This is a genomic window from Arthrobacter sp. MYb229, assembly GCF_002975405.1.
Lineage (GTDB): Bacteria > Actinomycetota > Actinomycetes > Actinomycetales > Micrococcaceae > Glutamicibacter.
This window is the reverse complement of sequence record NZ_PCPS01000003.1, coordinates 66,361-81,862: the sequence shown is the minus strand read 5'-3', so window position 1 is coordinate 81,862 and position 15,502 is coordinate 66,361. Positions and strand designations below refer to the sequence as shown.

At 60.7% G+C, this 15,502-nt stretch carries 18 protein-coding genes and 1 tRNA gene; 13 read left to right on the top strand and 6 right to left on the bottom strand.

The genetic code is table 11. The features are described 5' to 3' along the window. Positions 1–87 precede the first annotated feature (87 nt). Complete coding sequence (locus CQ019_RS18535; RefSeq protein WP_181148428.1) at positions 88–261, bottom strand: hypothetical protein; 174 nt, start codon at positions 259–261, stop codon at positions 88–90. Between the two features lie 428 nt (positions 262–689). Between CQ019_RS18535 and modA the strand changes: the two genes are divergently transcribed. The 8 genes from modA (at position 690) to CQ019_RS10985 (ending at position 6,335) form a co-directional block, all read left to right on the top strand. Continuing rightward, complete coding sequence (gene modA, locus CQ019_RS11020; protein ID WP_105569686.1) at positions 690–1,505, top strand: molybdate ABC transporter substrate-binding protein; 816 nt, start codon at positions 690–692, stop codon at positions 1,503–1,505. Beyond that, positions 1,502–2,314: an ABC transporter permease gene (locus CQ019_RS11015; RefSeq protein ID WP_105569685.1), complete on the top strand. Its 813-nt coding sequence runs from the start codon at positions 1,502–1,504 to the stop codon at positions 2,312–2,314. The genes modA and CQ019_RS11015 overlap by 4 nt, the downstream gene beginning before the upstream one ends. Then, a complete protein-coding gene (locus CQ019_RS11010; protein ID WP_105569684.1) occupies positions 2,311–3,072 on the top strand; it encodes a sulfate/molybdate ABC transporter ATP-binding protein in 762 nt (253 codons plus the stop codon). The genes CQ019_RS11015 and CQ019_RS11010 overlap by 4 nt, the downstream gene beginning before the upstream one ends. 94 nt (positions 3,073–3,166) lie before the next feature. Further along, the gene (gene glp / locus CQ019_RS11005; RefSeq protein ID WP_105569683.1) at positions 3,167–4,405 is read left to right on the top strand and encodes a gephyrin-like molybdotransferase Glp; all 1,239 of its coding nucleotides are present in this window, start codon (positions 3,167–3,169) and stop codon (positions 4,403–4,405) included. Continuing rightward, positions 4,402–5,010, top strand: a complete 609-nt coding sequence (locus CQ019_RS11000) for a molybdenum cofactor guanylyltransferase (protein ID WP_105569682.1) — start codon at positions 4,402–4,404, stop codon at positions 5,008–5,010. The genes glp and CQ019_RS11000 overlap by 4 nt, the downstream gene beginning before the upstream one ends. Before the next feature lie 19 nt (positions 5,011–5,029). Continuing rightward, the gene (locus CQ019_RS10995) at positions 5,030–5,296 is read left to right on the top strand and encodes a DUF6457 domain-containing protein (RefSeq protein ID WP_105553415.1); all 267 of its coding nucleotides are present in this window, start codon (positions 5,030–5,032) and stop codon (positions 5,294–5,296) included. A 130-nt stretch (positions 5,297–5,426) separates the two neighbouring features. Then, positions 5,427–5,765, top strand: a complete 339-nt coding sequence (locus CQ019_RS10990) for a YciI family protein (RefSeq protein WP_105569681.1) — start codon at positions 5,427–5,429, stop codon at positions 5,763–5,765. 27 nt (positions 5,766–5,792) lie between these two features. Next, on the top strand, positions 5,793–6,335 hold the full coding sequence (locus tag CQ019_RS10985; protein WP_096285421.1) for a YaeQ family protein: 543 nt from the start codon (positions 5,793–5,795) through the stop codon (positions 6,333–6,335). 235 nt (positions 6,336–6,570) lie between these two features. Here CQ019_RS10985 and CQ019_RS10980 read toward each other — a convergent pair whose 3' ends face one another. Next, positions 6,571–7,527, bottom strand: a complete 957-nt coding sequence (locus CQ019_RS10980; protein ID WP_105569680.1) for a YafY family protein — start codon at positions 7,525–7,527, stop codon at positions 6,571–6,573. Between the two features lie 104 nt (positions 7,528–7,631). Here CQ019_RS10980 and CQ019_RS10975 point away from each other — a divergent pair, with 104 nt between their 5' ends. Next, positions 7,632–8,177, top strand: a complete 546-nt coding sequence (locus CQ019_RS10975; RefSeq protein WP_219843924.1) for a DinB family protein — start codon at positions 7,632–7,634, stop codon at positions 8,175–8,177. Between the two features lie 194 nt (positions 8,178–8,371). On the opposite strand, the gene CQ019_RS10970 is transcribed toward CQ019_RS10975, so the two are convergent. Both CQ019_RS10970 and tadA read right to left on the bottom strand, forming a co-directional pair. Continuing rightward, positions 8,372–8,462 (bottom strand) — tRNA-Ser (locus CQ019_RS10970). Between the two features lie 94 nt (positions 8,463–8,556). Next, positions 8,557–9,033 (bottom strand): tRNA adenosine(34) deaminase TadA, encoded by a 477-nt coding sequence (tadA, locus tag CQ019_RS10965; RefSeq protein ID WP_105553412.1) that lies wholly within the window; start codon positions 9,031–9,033, stop codon positions 8,557–8,559. A 200-nt stretch (positions 9,034–9,233) separates the two neighbouring features. Between tadA and upp the strand changes: the two genes are divergently transcribed. Next, positions 9,234–9,881 carry a uracil phosphoribosyltransferase gene (upp, locus tag CQ019_RS10960; RefSeq protein WP_096285410.1) on the top strand — a complete coding sequence of 216 codons (648 nt, stop codon included), beginning with the start codon at positions 9,234–9,236 and terminating at the stop codon, positions 9,879–9,881. Positions 9,882–9,892: 11 nt separating this feature from the next. On the opposite strand, the gene CQ019_RS10955 is transcribed toward upp, so the two are convergent. Next, positions 9,893–11,374 (bottom strand): cell wall metabolism sensor histidine kinase WalK, encoded by a 1,482-nt coding sequence (locus tag CQ019_RS10955; RefSeq protein WP_105553411.1) that lies wholly within the window; start codon positions 11,372–11,374, stop codon positions 9,893–9,895. After that, positions 11,371–12,111, bottom strand: a complete 741-nt coding sequence (locus CQ019_RS10950) for a response regulator transcription factor (RefSeq protein ID WP_096285408.1) — start codon at positions 12,109–12,111, stop codon at positions 11,371–11,373. The genes CQ019_RS10955 and CQ019_RS10950 overlap by 4 nt, the downstream gene beginning before the upstream one ends. A 613-nt stretch (positions 12,112–12,724) precedes the next feature. On the opposite strand from CQ019_RS10950, the gene CQ019_RS10945 reads away from it, so the two are divergent. From CQ019_RS10945 to CQ019_RS10935, 3 genes are all read left to right on the top strand, one after another. Next, positions 12,725–13,516: a winged helix-turn-helix domain-containing protein gene (locus CQ019_RS10945; RefSeq protein WP_105553410.1), complete on the top strand. Its 792-nt coding sequence runs from the start codon at positions 12,725–12,727 to the stop codon at positions 13,514–13,516. An 87-nt stretch (positions 13,517–13,603) separates the two neighbouring features. Then, entirely contained in the window at positions 13,604–14,131 is a 528-nt protein-coding gene (locus CQ019_RS10940) for a histidine phosphatase family protein (protein WP_105553409.1), read from the top strand. Between the two features lie 213 nt (positions 14,132–14,344). Next, a complete protein-coding gene (locus CQ019_RS10935; protein WP_258133561.1) occupies positions 14,345–15,499 on the top strand; it encodes a DUF1611 domain-containing protein in 1,155 nt (384 codons plus the stop codon). Positions 15,500–15,502 lie beyond the last annotated feature (3 nt).

Genomic DNA, 15,502 nt, shown 5'->3' with positions numbered 1-15,502 from the left:
GAGACATCAGCCACCGGTTTCAGTCTTCTCGGCGCGGCTGAGGTGGCAGCAAAGCTAGATCTGCCGCCAACCACGAGGGATATTCTCTTAGACCGGTGGTTTTCTGGCTTGGCGCACAGCGACAACAACCCACAAGGAAGCAAGCGCCAGCATCGCACCGCCTGGCCAAACCGTGCCGGTCGCCAACTGCCAAACACCCACGAGCAGGAAAAGCGCCGCGAGCACCGAGGCAGTTGTGGGTGAAACCGTGGATTTCTTCATGTCGCCAATTTCCGCTAAGTCCTAGATCCAGAGAGCTTCGAAAACGCCTGATTTTGCCACTCCCAGCAAACCGCCAGCGGCAGCAGCCAGTCACATGATATCTCTAGCTGCGGCGCATTTCCGTGTCCGGGTCAGCCACCGCCGCGGGTGTCGGCGCGGCCCGGCAATACGGGGTTTCCGCCATCGAGCCAGAGCCTGAAAACATATGCGCCAGCTCGCCGCACAGTGATAACCGTTCGAGAGTTGTAATTTGTACGGCACCGCCGGCGAGATGGCCGCACCTCGGCTTAGCGACACGCGGCCGCAGGCCGTGCCGGCATCCTCGGACGAGCAACTGTGATGGATCGTGAAGTCGGCGCGGAAATAACTCGTGACGCGCGCGACATCGGCGGTAGCATGGCAAAGTACCGTTTTTGAAGGAGCCGAGCATGCAACTACGCCCAACGCTGGCGTTAGCCGGACTTCTTGTTCTGGCATTAAGCTCATGCGCAGCTAATGGCGGGATGGAAAACGCCGCACAGCCGCAGACCCAAATCAACATTTCGGCAGCAACCTCATTGCATGAGCCCTTCGAACAGTTGGCTCAGGAATTCCGGGAGCAGCACCCCGAAATTCTGCTCTCCGACATTAGCTACGACGGCTCCTCAACGCTTGCGACGCAGATCCTCGCCGGAGCGCCAACAGATGTTTTTGCCTCCGCAGATGAACCCAACATGGACGCGGTCCAAGAAGCCGGCTTGGCGACCACCGCGAGCATCTTCGCTACCAACACGCTGGTGATTGCCGTTCCCCATGGGAACCCGGGCAATATCAATGAGCTGGCGGACCTGGCAAAAGCCACCACGGTGCTCTGCGCTCCCGAAGTGCCTTGTGGCTCCGCGGCCAAGAAATTGCTAGATCTTGCCGGCGTGCAGGTTGAAGCTGCAAGCCTGGAACAGAACGTAGGCACCGTACTGGTCAAGGTTGCCACCGGGGAAGCTGACGCGGGGCTGGTATACCGCACGGAAATTGCCAATGAGCCGACCGTGGAAAGCATTATTCCTCCCGACGCTCACAAGGTCGTCAACTCGTATCCCATCTCGGTAGTCGACAATGCCAGCGATGACGAACAGGAAGTTGCCAAGCGCGAGGCTGCCGAAGTGTTCGTGGACTATGTCCTGAGCGAGCATGGACAACAGGTGATGAGCGAATACGGCTTCGGAAGCCCGTCGACCTCCGCACAGCTGAAGACCGAGCAGAAATGACCGCCCAAGTAGATGTCGGCACCCGGGCGCCGAGCCTGGTATTGCTGCCCGCCGTATTGGCTGTGGCCTTGCTCGTATTGCCCCTGATGGCATTGCTGACGCAGGCCTCCTGGAGCACCTTGTGGGCGGATGTGACCAGCCCCCAGGCCTTGCAGGCCCTTGGCCTGTCGCTGCGCACCGGGCTGCTGGCTACGGTGCTGTGCACGCTGCTCGGAGTGCCACTGGCACTGCTCATTGCCCGCAGCTCCCCGCACGTTGCGCAGGTTCTCCGTGCTTTGGTGGCGGTGCCCCTAGTGCTCCCGCCTATGGTCGGCGGAGTCGCGCTGCTGTTGCTCTTCGGCCGGACTAGCGGCATTGGACAGCTGCTGGAACAGCTCTGGGGGTTCACCCTCCCGTTTTCCACCGCCGCGGTGGTGATGGCGCAAATGTTTGTCGCACTGCCTTTTCTGGTGCTCACCGTCGAAGGGACCCTGCGTACCAGCGGCGCAGCCTATGAGCAGACCGCGGCCACGCTTGGTGCCGGACGCTGGATGGTGCTGACCCGAATCAGCCTGCCCTTGGCCGCACCGGGGTTGCTCGCCGGGATGATCCTCTGCTTCGCCAGGGCTCTGGGCGAGTTTGGGGCTACCGCGCTTTTCGCAGGCAATGCGCCGGGACGCACCCAGACCATGCCACTGGCAATCTATACGGCTTTTAATGGGGCAGGCGCCGGACGAGAATCAGCCGTGGCGCTTTCGTTGTTGTTGCTCGCGGCCGCGGTACTGGTCCTGGTTTGCCTGCGGGCGTGGCGTCCGGGGGCGTTGAAATGACCACCGGGCTTCGGGCAGCAATCCGTGTGGCGCGACCAAGCTTCGAAATCGACGTGCAACTGGATCTTGAACCCCGGAAGACCCTCGCGTTGATGGGCCCCAACGGAGCTGGCAAGTCCACGATTGTGCATGCAATAGCTGGAATTCAGCACCTTACAGCCGGGCAGATTTCCCTGAACGGTACGGTGCTCTCCGGTCCCGGTGTGCACCTGCCGCCACACCGCCGAGCGATCGGACTGCTCGGGCAGCAGCCCAGGCTCTTCCCGCATTTTGACGCCGCGGAGAATATCGCCTTCGCTGCCCGCGCGGCTGGCCTAAGCAAACGTGCCGCCCAGCAGGTGGCGCACGACTGGCTTGAACGCTTGGGGCTCATGGCATTCGCGACGCAACGACCCGCCGCGCTTTCCGGTGGGCAGCAGCAGCGTGTCGCGCTGGCTCGTGCCTTGGCCGCAGGACCGAAATTGCTGCTGGTTGATGAGCCGTTCTCCGCACTTGATGTCCAAGCGGCGGTGGAGATGCGCGAGCTGGTCCGTGAAGAACTCTCCCGCACCGGAACCACTGCGGTTGTCGTCTCGCATTCGGGGGCGGATGCGCTGGCCCTGGCAGAGCGATTATTGGTAATCGAACGCGGTGTGGTCGTTCAACAGGGGCATACGCGGCAAGTGCTTGCGGAACCCGCTACGGAGTTTGTGCGGGCCGTGGCCAATAGCGTTCCGGCGGGCTACGAGAGCGAACCGGAGAAGAGATGTTCTCCTTAGTCATGAAGCCAATGATTGCTTCGTCTGGCACCTTTCGAATATTTCTTGTTTCCGGGACTCAACAACTTTTGAAGGCAATGAAGGATGAGGAGCGATGGGGATAAGCCCTGCAGAACATCTGGCGTGGATTCTTGACCGAGTCACTCCGGTAGCCACCAGCACGGTTGGCCTAGCCGAGGCGCGCGGAACGGTGCTTGCCGAGGATGTGTTCGCCGCTCACCCGCTGCCGCTGTGGGAGAACTCGGCCATGGACGGCTACGCGGTGCGCAGCTACGATACGTCGAACGCTAGCGAGCAGCAGCCGATAGCGTTGAGCGTTGTGGGCGAAGTAGCCGCGGGAAGTTCCTGGGATGCGCCGCTGGAGCCGGGCCAGGCGGTGCGCATTATGACCGGTGCTCCCATCCCCACCCGCGCCGACGCGGTAGTGCGCGTCGAATCGACCATTGGCGATCAAGGCGAGAGCACCTGGGCCGAAGACCTCGTGCGCGTATTCAAACCGGTTCAACCCGGCCAAGAGATCCGCGCCCGGGGAGAAGACCTGGCCCGAGGCGCATTGGTGGCCCGCGCCGGAGACCAGCTGACCGCGGTGCGCCTCTCGGCATTGGCCGCGGCCGGAATAGCCAAGGTGCTGGTTCGGCGAGCGCCGCGTGTTGCGGTGCTGGTCACCGGTGCCGAACTGCGGCCCCTCGGTGCTCAGCTGACTCGCGGTCAGATCCCGGAATCAAACTCCTTGCTCATTGGCGGGCTGCTGGCCGAGGCGGGCATCATCGAGGTCAGTGTGCAGCATTGCCCAGATGAGGTAGCCGAGGTGAGCGAAAGGCTGGCCGAACTGGGTTCGAGCTACGACGTCATCGTGAGCACCGGCGGGGTGGGCCCGGGCACACGGGACGTGATGCGGTTGGCGCTGGCAGATGAGGCAGAAGTTCGTGCCGTGAGGTTGGATGCCCGTCCCGGGCAGCCGCAATGCACCGGGCGTTTGGCCGCCGGCGCGTTTGTCTTCGCGCTGCCGGGCAATCCGGTCAGCGCGGCGGTCGGCTTTGAACTGTTCGTAATCCCGGCGCTGCGTGCCATGCAGGGCCACGGGACATCCGAGCGTCCGAGATTGACCGCTACCGCCGGGATTGGATGGCGTGGATTCACCGGGAAGCTGCAAGTGCTCCCGGTTGAATTTGAATACGGGCAGTCTTTGCGCTGCTATCCGGTGGTGCACTCCAAGCGGGTGTCGCATTCCGTCGGTGGTTTCGGCACGGCCCAAGGGTACGCCTTGGTCGAACCTGAACGCGGGGACATCGCCGAAGGCGACAGCGTGCAAGTAATCCGGATGCTTCCATGATGGCCGCCGACGCTTTGATTCTTGCCGGTGGCCGTGGGTCCCGGCTCGGTGGCCTGGATAAGGCCGGACTGCTCCTTGGCGGGCAGCGGCTGGTGGATCGCGTGGTGCGCGCTTGCCGGGAAGCGGTCAATGGCCAGGTGATCGTTGTGGGTCCCGAATCCGCTGGAACCCAAGCGGACGTGGTGCTGCGCGAAGAACCGGAATTCGCCGGACCGTTAGCCGCGGTTGCGGTGGGGCTTCGTGCGGTGACGGCTGACTGGGTAGTGGTTCTGTCTTGCGACCTGGAATATCCGGCCGCGGTCTGCGAGGCGCTTTCCGCGGCCATCGATGCTTCTGGGACGGATGGCGTGGTGCTGGTAGACGACAACGAGCGGACCCAGTGGCTTGCGGGTTGCTACCGCACCGAGCCGTTGCGCGAAGCCTGCGAGGCGCTGGGCGATGGCGTCGTCAATGCACCGGTCAGGCGGGCCTTCAACAACCTTCGGCTGAGCAGGGCCAATATTTCGGTGGAGAAATCGGCGGATATTGATACCCCCGAAGCCCTGGAAGAAGCCCGCCTGCGGCAAAAGGATTCAAGTCAATCGACGAAGCCAATTAAGTCTTAGCGAGCAAAGGAAAATAATCATGGCACAGCATCTCCCACCCGAGGCACTCATTCCGTGGCTGGAGGCCGCGGCCGAGGAACTCGGCTTGGACGCCAACGAGGTATCTATAGGCACGCTGCTCGACGTGGCCAAGCACGTTGCCCACGACGTCGCAAGGCCAGCGGCCCCATTGAGCACCTTCCTCTTGGGCTTGGCTCTTGGCCGCGCGGAACCGGGCACCGAGCTGTCGGCGCTCGCCGAGAAGCTCAACGCACGGGCCGCGCGCTGGGCGGCCGAGCAGGAGTAATCCCGCGTTGCTGGCGTTCCATCACGTGCCTCAGCGCAACGCGTTGTAGCCACCCAATGGCAAGGTAGGCATCACCGGCTTCAGCGGGCTAAGCATTGCCGTGTACCGCCTCCGGGCGCACAATCGGGAGATGACTAAATATCTGATCTCGTTTCCGAGCCGGGCCATGGTGGTTGCGGACGAAGAGTTGCCGCGTGTCGCCGCCGATGCCCGTGCGGTGATTTCCGAGGCCAAAGCGGCAGGCGTCTATGTCTTCGGTGGTGGCATCGAGGAACGCGTCGATCCGGTACTGGTATCGGCAGATGGTTCGGTGAGTGACGAAATCTATTCGGGCTCGGAGCTCAAAGGCGGATTTACCGTGCTGGAGGTGCCCGCCCGCGCGGAAGCGCTGGGTTGGGCTCGAAAGATCGCGGTGGCCTGCCGGTGTGCGCAAGAGCTGCGCGAATTCGCCTATGACTCGGCGAGCTAGCCCCGCACCACTGTAGACTCGTGACTTATGGCAATCGGCGCGACAATACAAACTTTCGAAGTCCAACTGGCTGATGTGGATCGCGGTGTTTACGAAGATCTCTCATTGCGTGTGGCACAGCAAGCCTCGGAGACCGACGCCTATCTGGTGACCCGGGTTCTAGCCTACTGCCTCGAAGCGGAGGAAGGCATTGCATTTTCTGCCGGAGGGGTATCCACAGGGGAGGAACCGGCGGTGCTGGTCAAGGACCTCACCGGAAGCATCTTGGCCTGGATTGAGGTAGGCGCCCCGGATGCCCAGCGTCTTCACCAAGGCAGCAAACGCGCGGAGCGTGCCGCCGTGTACACGCACCGCGAACCGGCGAAGCTATTGGCCTCGTGGAAGGGCAAGACCATCTACCAAGCCGATGAAATTGTTGTCCGTTCCTTTGACCCGGGTTTCATCGATTTGGCGGCCAAGGCCCTCACCAGACGCAACACCATGTCGGTTTCGGTGACCGAGGGGCAGATCTATCTCGAACTCAACGGCAGCAATTTTGAGACGCAAATTCACGAGCATCACATCGAGTAGCGACCGCAGAAGGTAAAGCACGCCTCCAGCGTAAATATCATTCTTGACCGAATGAATTGGCCTGCAAAGGCATCCGGCATGGCAATCGAACTCCAGCCCAATCCAAAGACCGATTGCCTCCGTTTTATAGAATATTAGCCCGCGGATTCAAGAGGAAGAGGCTATGGCCGTGCGACCTCGATCGCTATATCGCGGGCCCCTCATCTACCATATCTTTGACTCTGGTTTTCCTTTTTTACGCCCCGGACCCCGGGGCGAGGTTTGCCGACCATGAGTCCAGCAGTGAGCGCAGTTGCTCCGGCTGCACATCGCTGACCTTCGCCTCGCTCATCGCAAGCCCGAAGGCAGCCCAAGGCAAGTTGGCGTTCTCGGTGCGCACCATGGCGCTGTGTTCATCGAGCGGCCGGATCTCGAACCACCGGCCGATGCGCGGTGCTAGCTCCCCGGCGCTGGCATGCACCCGCGCGCTGATCTGTTGCTGTCCGGATCCGCGCAGGCCTTCGCGGACAAACTGGGCTGCATCGCCGCCGGGAATCTCCCGCGGCGCAAAGCGCAGTGCCCGCGCCACGGCGTTCTCGGCTCGATCCACCCGAAAGCTGCGCCAATCCGCGCGATCCAGGTCATAGGCCACCAGATAGTAGCGGTTGCCCACATTGACCAGTTTGGCCGGTTCCACCCGCCTTGAACTGGCGATTCCCTTAGCGTCGCGGTAGTCGAAGGCCACCCGTTCGCGGTCGCGGCATCCCTGGGCGAACACCACCAGCACCTGGGGGTCCACCGGTTCTGGAACAGAGTGCTGCGAGTTCAGTGGGACGGTGCTGGCAGCCAATGCCTGGGCCCGCTGCCGTAACCTGGCCGGCAGCACCGGGACGACCTTGGACAGGGCGCGCAATGCGGCTTCGGCTAACGCGGAAGAACCGCCATGCACCGTAGATTGCAGGCCAATGACTAACGCCACGGCTTCCTCATCGTCGAGGACCAACGGGGGCAGGGCAGCGCCGGAAGCCAGCTGGTAGCCGCCACCCACCCCGCGGTCAGCCTGCACCGGGTAGCCGAGGTCGCGCAGCCGGTCGATATCCCGGCGCACGGTGCGCAAACTGACTTCCAGCCGCTCGGCCAACTCGTCGCCGGACCAGTAGCGGTGGGTCTGCAGCAAGGAGATCAAACGCAAGAATCTGGTGCTGGTACTCATGTAACCAGTCTGCCTTGATTTAGGACAAAAACTGACACTTATTGCTTTTAAGCTTGTAGATATCAGCTGGAAATACCGGCTGAAGCCGATGCCAGGAGGCAACAATGAGCACCATGGCCACCACCGAAACCACCCTGAGCGGGGAACGCGCCGACCTATTCCAGGCGTTGGCCAACGCCCGGCACTTCCTGCGCTTCACCGTCCGCGGACTCAGTGATTCACAGGCTGCACAGCGCACCACGGACAGCGAACTGACCCCGGGCGGCCTAATCAAACATGTGACCGCAGTGGAAAAGCAGTGGCAGGAATTCATCGTCAAGGGCCGGGCCGCCATGGCCTGGGACGGGGCAGACTTCAGCAAGATGCCACCCGAAGCAATGGAAGCTTTCCAGAACGAATTCCGCATGTCGCCCGAAGAGAGCTTGGATGAGCTGCTGGAAAACTATGCGCGGGTCGCAGCCCGCACCGATGACCTGCTGGCAGAGGTAGACATGGACACCGTCCACGAATTGCCCCAGGCCCCATGGTTTGTCGATACCCATTGGACGGTGCGCCGCACATTGCTGCACATCATCGCAGAAACCACCCAACATGCCGGGCATGCCGACATCATCCGCGAATCCTTGGACGGACAAAAAACAATGGGCTAACCGCCGAAGCCGTTTGCGTCCCGACATTGGCGGCAAAGAAGGATGGGTTCATCGGGTTGATCTGCGAACGTGCATTGCAAGTAACCTTAGAGAGTTCCGCATTACCCAGCCTCGAATGTTGCCTTGCCAGCCTTCGCGAACTAGCTACTGGCAAAGAAAAACCCCGAGAATTCAATGATTCTCGGGGTTTTCGCTGGCGGTGACGGTGGGATTTGAACCCACGGTACGGGGTTACCGTACACAACATTTCGAGTGTTGCACCTTCGGCCGCTCGGACACGTCACCAGACCTGATAACTCTATAACGAACCTTTCGAGAACACCAAAACGAACGAGGCGAAAAGCGCGGTTAGTGGCTCGAAACACATATGCGTGCTTGGTCAGCCGCGTTTGGATCGGAAGAACTCGCGCAGCAGGTCCGCGCACTCTTTTACCTTGACCCGTGGGTATACCTCGACCCAGTGGTTCAAGCGGGGTTCGCGGACGATGTCGAAGACCGAGCCGCAGGCTCCGGCCTTCTCATCCCATGCGCCAAACACCAGCCGGGGGATGCGCGAAAGCACGATGGCTCCGGCGCACATGGCGCAGGGCTCGAGCGTGACGACCAGGGTGCAGTCTTCTAATCGCCATCCGTCGGCGTTGCCGTCTGCCTGTAGTTTTTTGACTGCGTTGCGGATGGCCACGACTTCGGCGTGAGCCGTCGGGTCAAAGTTTGCTTCGCGCTCGTTGCGTCCGGTAGCCAGCAGCTTGCCTTCGGGGGAGATGATGACCGCCCCGATCGGGACATCATCGGTGTCCAATGCGGCTCGGGCCTCTGCGAGGGCGAGGTCCATCCAAGTCTCGTGTTCGTGCGCCATAGTGCCTTTACCTTACGTGTTTTAGCGTCGTCGGCGCATGCGCTTGGGGACTAGCTCTCCTCAAAACACCGATAGGCCCTGGCCATAGGGACCGCAATCCCGCTGATTCCTGTTTAGTTGGGCACATCAAGGAGTTTTTCCGCCGGAATTTCGCGCTTTTATCTCGTTTGCTTCATTGGTGGGCTGATAGATTTCTACTTATGCGCGTACAGGTAGTCGACCACCCATTGGTGGCACATAAGGTTTCAGTTCTTCGAGACAAAGATACTCCGTCCCCGATCTTCCGCCAGCTGACCGACGAACTGGTCACCCTGCTGGCCTACGAAGCAACCCGCGAGGTGCGCACCGAAGAAGTCGAGGTAGTCACCCCGGTAGCCACCACCACCGGAATCACCTTCGCCAAGCCAACCCCTTTGGTGGTGCCGATCCTGCGTGCGGGCCTGGGCATGCTTGAAGGCATGACCCGACTGGTGCCCACCGCCGAGGTCGGCTTCCTGGGCATGGCTCGCAACGAAGAGACCCTGGACATCATCACCTACGCCGACCGCGTGCCAAACGACCTGTCCGGTCGCCAGGTTTTCGTGCTGGATCCGATGCTGGCCACCGGCGGCACCCTGGCCGAGGCGATCAAGTTCATCTTCGAGCGCGGCGCCGAATCGGTGACCTGCATCTGCCTGATCGCGGCCCCAGAAGGCGTGGAGCGCTTGAAGGAAATTCATGGTGCCGACGAGCGCGTTCACATCGTGCTAGCCGCGATGGACGAACGACTGGACGAGAAGTCCTACATCATCCCCGGGCTCGGAGATGCCGGCGACCGTCTGTACGGCGTCACCCCACCGATCGTCTAGGCGCTCGTCGCTTAGCCTGCGGTTTCGCCGCTGGCGGGCTTTTCGCCCGCCAGCGGCAAGCGCACCTCGAAGAGCGTATGGCCGGGCTCTGAAGTCACCGAAATGGTGCCCCGGTGTGCTTCGACAATGCTCTTGGCAATGGGCAGCCCGAGTCCGGTAGTACCGTCCATTCCGGAGCGGGCCTTGTCGGCGCGGGTGAATCTTTCGAAGACCTTGGGCAGGAACTCCTCGGAGATCCCCTCTCCGGTGTCCTGCACCTGCAGCACCGCCTCGCCGCTTTCGAGATCTTGCCCCACGCTGACGGTTACGGAGTTGCCGGCCGAGGTGTGCTTGCGTGCATTGGCCAGCAAGTTGGTAATCACTCGGCGCAGGGAGGACGAATCGGCATTGACTGTGGTCCCCGGTGCCTGGCAGGCGAATTCCCAGAGATGGTCATCCGCGGTGGCCTTGAAATCTTCGGTGATATCTGAAGTTAATGCACAAAGATCCAGCGGCTTCATGGTGAACGAGGTCTCCTCGTCCAGCCGGGCCAAGAGCAACAGATTTTCTACCAGTGAACCCATGCGATTGCTTTGCTGCAGTACTCGATCCACCGAGCGCCTGCCATCGGGGGAGAAATGCTCGGTTGCCGACAGCAATTCGGTGTAGCCGCGAATTGCCGATAGTGGAGTGCGCAACTCATGCGAAGCATCCGCCACGAATTGACGCATCTGGTCCTGAGATTTTTCACGTGCGGTCAGCGCGGTAGATACGTTGTCTAGCATGGCGTTCAGGGCGCGTCCCACATTGCCAACTTCGGTGCCTGGAACGGCATCCTCGGAAGCGACTCGCTGGGTCAGCTCGACCTTGCCCGATTCAAGTTCTTCGGCGGCTACCGAGGAAGCCACCGCCGCGACGCGTTTGAGCGGGGCGAAGGAACGGCTAATGAGCCAGGTTCCCACCAGACCGGTGCCGATCACCAGGCTGATCGCGATGAACAGCGTCAGCCACGCCATTTCGAGCAGCGTTTGATCCGTGGAATCCAGCGGCAAGCCAACAATCAGCACGCCTCCGGAGCCAGGATCTGGAACCGCCGAGAGCAGATAGTCGCCCACGGACAACGAGCGGCGTACGGGTTCTGCATTGACCTCGATGGTCACCAGGTGGATGGCGTCATCCTGAGAGAGCATGACTCGTTCGCCATGCTGGTCAAGCACGTCTCCGGAGAAAACATAGCGATCCACGAAGCGCGCGGTGAGGGTGCCCGCGGCCTGTCCGGGCGCATAGAGGCGTTGATCCGGACGGGCTAGACCCACCGAGTAGCTACTGGCTCGTTCCACCGAGGCCTTGAGCTGTTCGTCCAGCTGGTCCATGAGCGTCTGGCGCATGCCGGCATTGTAGAGCAGCCCGAGCAAGACGCAGACTGCGGTCAGCGAGCCCAGGAGGATCATCAGCAGTTTGCGCTGCAGCGCGAGTGGTGAACTTGGCCTGAGGCCGGTGGGAAATGAACTCATGCAGCGGGCTTGAGGACGTAGCCCACACCACGCACCGTGTGGATCATTGATTCGGCGTCGACATCGATCTTTTTGCGCAGGTAAGAGATGTAGAGCTCCACAATATTTGCTTGGCCGTCGAAGTCGTAATGCCAGACGTTATCGAGGATTTGCGACTTGGAGACCACCCGGCGGGCGTTGTTCATCAGGTAGCTGAGCAGATCAAACTCTGTTGCGGTCAACGAGATCGAGCGTCCGGCGCGGGAGACGTCGTGTGAATCCAGATTCAGCACCAGATCGCCAACTACGAGTTCTGCGGAGTCCGCGGTAGAGGCACCGGAGCGTTCAACTAGACGGTGCAGGCGAATGAGTACTTCTTCAAGGCTGAACGGTTTCGCCACGTAATCATCGGCGCCGGCGCCCAAACCTTCGATCCGGTCCTCGACCGCATCCTTCGCGGTGAGAAATAGTACGGGGACTTCTGGCAGATAACTGCGAACCTTGCGCAGCACCTCGGGGCCGTCAAACCCTGGGAGCATCCAGTCCAGAACCAGAACATCCGGGGAGAGCGAGCGCGCTGTGGCTACGGCTTCCGGTCCGTCGTGGGCCATCGTTGCTTCCCAGCCAAGCATGCGAGTACCCATGGCCACCAGTTCCGCCAATGATGGTTCATCATCGACGACTAGGACCTTGATGGGTGTGCCATCTGGATGGGTCAGCCGGGGTAATTGCGCGGGAGAAAAACGTGAATCGCTCATGTTAACCAGCTTCTCCTATTGTCATTGGGCTACTTTATGATTCAGCTGTGCAACAGCTATGACTGTATGTCGAGTTTATGCGGGAATATTCCGTTCGGGTAGCGGTTAATTTGGTCAAATGCCGCAATGCACGAATGTTTGACCTATGGACTACCCGTGAACCTGAATGAATATTCATGACTGTGAATGGTATGGTCATTCTGCATATTTTGGCGGCTGATATTGATCATTCCGATTAGTTAAGCGCTTAGATACCCGATAATTGCCCAAAGTGTCCTCCATCACTTTTGGACGGATCTGTCTCACATGCTGAACAGTGGCGACCTTTGTTACTTGCAAGTTTCGAATGTTACGGGGAATACTTGGTGTGTGAGTACGGCGCAGATCAACAACAGCAATCAGGGTAGAGGCCCTGAGGGTACGCTTGCGTGCTGTTGTCGAATGCTCGGCGTCGGTGAAATTGGATCGATCGGCTGAAGTAATAAGCGATTGAGTCCAGGTGCACCGACGGGAAACCCAACTGCTGTTCGTGAAAGAAGGTCGCGGGCGGCGCAAGCAAAACCCGAAGCATTAACGCCAAATCACTTGGCCTTCGCACGAAAAGGAAGTCATCATGTCGGCTGGATCCGGATACGTACACGTTTCAATTCGCAACGCTCAGAATCGAGCGGCGGCGGCACAGCGCGCCGCTGCTGGTAGCGGAAGCTATGCTCCGGCCGGCTATCGCCCGCTGCGTGCGGTCAACAACGTTCATGAAACGCGTGAACCGATGACTCAAACTATCGCCACACCAGTGCAGTCCTCTGGCACGCCTAGCGCGGACACCAGCGCTCGTGGTTTCGTGCTGTATGTCGGTTTGGATGAAGCTGCTGCCCAGGCTCAGGGAACCTCGCTGGGAAAGCTGGCAACCCAGGTTCGCGCATTCCTGGCGACCTTGTCACCGCAGGCGCAGACCCATGCCGCAGTAGCGCTGGCGCCAACCAGCGCGCAAGGCGAGCCAATTGACGTCGTGCGCCAGGCGCTGGGCGATCCCACCCTGTCACGCCGCCCGCGTGCCGAAGCGCGTCCAAGTGCGCCACGCCCATCCGGCGTGCTGATCGATCTGTCCCGCCGAGAGGTTTACCTCGATGGTGAAACGCTGAACCTGACCTTCAAGGAATTCGAACTGCTGAATTTCTTGGTGGAGAACGGCACCCGCACCGTGGGCCGTGAAGAATTGCTGGAAAACCTGTGGCGCAATGCCGAGGAGATCCCGAATGAGCGAACCATCGACGTGCACATCCGCCGCTTGCGCTCGAAGCTGGGTCGCCTGGCTAACACCGTGCGCACCGTGCGTGGACAGGGCTACCGCTTCTACGAGCACCCAGAGGTAGTCGTCTGGGCCGCTCCGGAGTACTCAATCTAAGTAGAACGTTTTTTCGCTGAGGCGAGCAAACCACCCTGGTTTGTTCGCCTCAGTTTTTTTTAAGTTCCGCGCATCTAAGCTTGGACTATGAATACTATGCAGCGCCGTCGGCTGATTCTCATGCGCCATGGAAAGTCTGACTACCCGCTGGGAGTGAGCGATCATGACCGCCCGCTGGCCGCTCGCGGCAACCGCGAAGCCCCGGCCGCCGGTGCCTGGCTGGTGGAGAATGATCTGATACCGGATTACATCATCTGCTCCGACGCGTTGCGCGCTAGGGCAACCTGCGCCTGGGTGCTCTCGGAGCTCGGCGAAAAAGGTCCAACTCCGTACGTCGACTCGCGCGTTTACGGCGCAGGGGCCACCGCCTTATGCTCAATTATCAACGAGGTCCCTGATACTGTCTCCACCTTGCTGGTCATCGGACACCAGCCGACGCTCCAGGACCTCGCGCTGCGTCTGGCCTCGGCGCAATCCGATGAGGAAGCAGTCTACGAACTGGCGATGAACTATCCGACATTGGGCACCACGGTGCTGGAAACAGACCATTCCTACTCACATTTGGATGCGCGTGATGCGCGGGTCACACATTTCATTGCCCCGCGGCCTGAATGAGAAGATTCTCATGAGGAATTTTTAAAGACCCTTGTCAGTCTCGTAATACGAGCTGTGTTGGCTTTATGAGGCGTTCATGAGAACGCCCTCATCATTTTCTTCCCAAGGCCTCAGGATTGATTCATCTTCGGTTCATCTTCGCTCGCTTGACTGATATTCATCGAGCCAAACGGCCGACTGAAGATGACGGTTTTCCGCTCCCCGGGAACCGAAGTGAGAAAGGCCGAAGCCATGGGCATCATTGCAGAGATCATCCCGAACGAGAGCACCGAAACCTACACCATCAAAGAAGCTCGGATTGCGATCGATGCCCTCCGAGCCAGCACCATCAAGGCGGCCTACACCACGCGCTTTGTCGCAGCCGAACTCTCCCGCAATCCACAGGACTTTCAGATTGTCTCCAGCTCGGGCATGGCTCCGCGCTCGGGTGATGTGGTGATCGCCAAGGTTTCCGAGCTTGGCAAGCACAAGGGCCTGCAGTCGCCGCACGCGCGCCGCCAAAAACTCTTTGTCGGCCAGGAAATCATGGTGGCCTACGGCCACCGCTACGCACCGGACCAGTTCCTTTCCCATGTACCGACGGATCTTGGGCCATGCGAGCTGGTTGCCGGTGGCGGACTAGCCTCACGCGTGGAGCAACAGCACGCCTCGATTGACAAGGCCACCGAGATTGAGCCGGTCGGTCTACTGACGCGTGGCGGCAAGGTCGTCACGCTCAGCGATTTCGCTCCGCTGAGCGTCCAGAACCCCTCGGTTAACGTCACCTCCCGCATCGCGGGTAAGCGTCCACCGGTGATCGCGGTGCTCGGAACATCGATGAACTCCGGAAAATCCACCACCCTCGGTTGCCTGGTCAACGGGTTGAGCAACGCTGGACTGCGGGTCGCCGCAGGCAAGGCGACCGGAACAGGCGCGGGGAACGACCCGAACCTGTTCACCGACGCCGGCGCTTTCAGCGTCTGCGACTTCACCGACTTCGGCTACCCCACCACCTACCGGTTGGACTATGAAACCGTTCGCGAACTGCTGATCTCGATGATCAATGAGCAGAGCGCCTCCGGCGCCGATGCGGTCATCATCGAGATCGCCGACGGCTTGTTCCAGGGCGAGACCTCACGACTGCTCCGGGACCCGGTATTCAAGGAACACGTAGACCGTGTGCTGTTCAGCGCCCAGGATGCGCTCGGCGCGAAGGCGGGAGAAAAAATTCTCCTGGACGCAGGGCTCGACCTCGCCGCGGTTTCCGGGGTGCTCACCGCTTCCCCGCTGGCGGCCTCGGAAGCGCGAGCCCACATGGACACCGAAATTATCGACACCTATGACCTGTGCGACCCACAGGTGGCCAGCGCCCTGCTGCCGACCCGCTAGGAG

What these genes read in the sequence shown, in the direction of transcription:
- CQ019_RS10955 (WP_105553411.1), bottom strand. Translation starts at nt 11,374, where the DNA reads ATGAGTTCATTTCCCACCGGCCTCAGGCCAAGTTCACCACTCGCGCTG.
- glp (WP_105569683.1), top strand. Translation starts at nt 3,167, where the DNA reads ATGGGGATAAGCCCTGCAGAACATCTGGCGTGGATTCTTGACCGAGTC.
- CQ019_RS11000 (WP_105569682.1), top strand. Translation starts at nt 4,402, where the DNA reads ATGATGGCCGCCGACGCTTTGATTCTTGCCGGTGGCCGTGGGTCCCGG.
- CQ019_RS11010 (WP_105569684.1), top strand. Translation starts at nt 2,311, where the DNA reads ATGACCACCGGGCTTCGGGCAGCAATCCGTGTGGCGCGACCAAGCTTC.
- tadA (WP_105553412.1), bottom strand. Translation starts at nt 9,033, where the DNA reads ATGGCGCACGAACACGAGACTTGGATGGACCTCGCCCTCGCAGAGGCC.
- upp (WP_096285410.1), top strand. Translation starts at nt 9,234, where the DNA reads ATGCGCGTACAGGTAGTCGACCACCCATTGGTGGCACATAAGGTTTCA.
- CQ019_RS10975 (WP_219843924.1), top strand. Translation starts at nt 7,632, where the DNA reads ATGAGCACCATGGCCACCACCGAAACCACCCTGAGCGGGGAACGCGCC.
- CQ019_RS10945 (WP_105553410.1), top strand. Translation starts at nt 12,725, where the DNA reads ATGTCGGCTGGATCCGGATACGTACACGTTTCAATTCGCAACGCTCAG.
- CQ019_RS10990 (WP_105569681.1), top strand. Translation starts at nt 5,427, where the DNA reads ATGACTAAATATCTGATCTCGTTTCCGAGCCGGGCCATGGTGGTTGCG.
- CQ019_RS10985 (WP_096285421.1), top strand. Translation starts at nt 5,793, where the DNA reads ATGGCAATCGGCGCGACAATACAAACTTTCGAAGTCCAACTGGCTGAT.
- CQ019_RS10950 (WP_096285408.1), bottom strand. Translation starts at nt 12,111, where the DNA reads ATGAGCGATTCACGTTTTTCTCCCGCGCAATTACCCCGGCTGACCCAT.
- CQ019_RS10940 (WP_105553409.1), top strand. Translation starts at nt 13,604, where the DNA reads ATGAATACTATGCAGCGCCGTCGGCTGATTCTCATGCGCCATGGAAAG.
- CQ019_RS10995 (WP_105553415.1), top strand. Translation starts at nt 5,030, where the DNA reads ATGGCACAGCATCTCCCACCCGAGGCACTCATTCCGTGGCTGGAGGCC.
- CQ019_RS10980 (WP_105569680.1), bottom strand. Translation starts at nt 7,527, where the DNA reads ATGAGTACCAGCACCAGATTCTTGCGTTTGATCTCCTTGCTGCAGACC.
- CQ019_RS11015 (WP_105569685.1), top strand. Translation starts at nt 1,502, where the DNA reads ATGACCGCCCAAGTAGATGTCGGCACCCGGGCGCCGAGCCTGGTATTG.
- CQ019_RS18535 (WP_181148428.1), bottom strand. Translation starts at nt 261, where the DNA reads ATGAAGAAATCCACGGTTTCACCCACAACTGCCTCGGTGCTCGCGGCG.
- modA (WP_105569686.1), top strand. Translation starts at nt 690, where the DNA reads ATGCAACTACGCCCAACGCTGGCGTTAGCCGGACTTCTTGTTCTGGCA.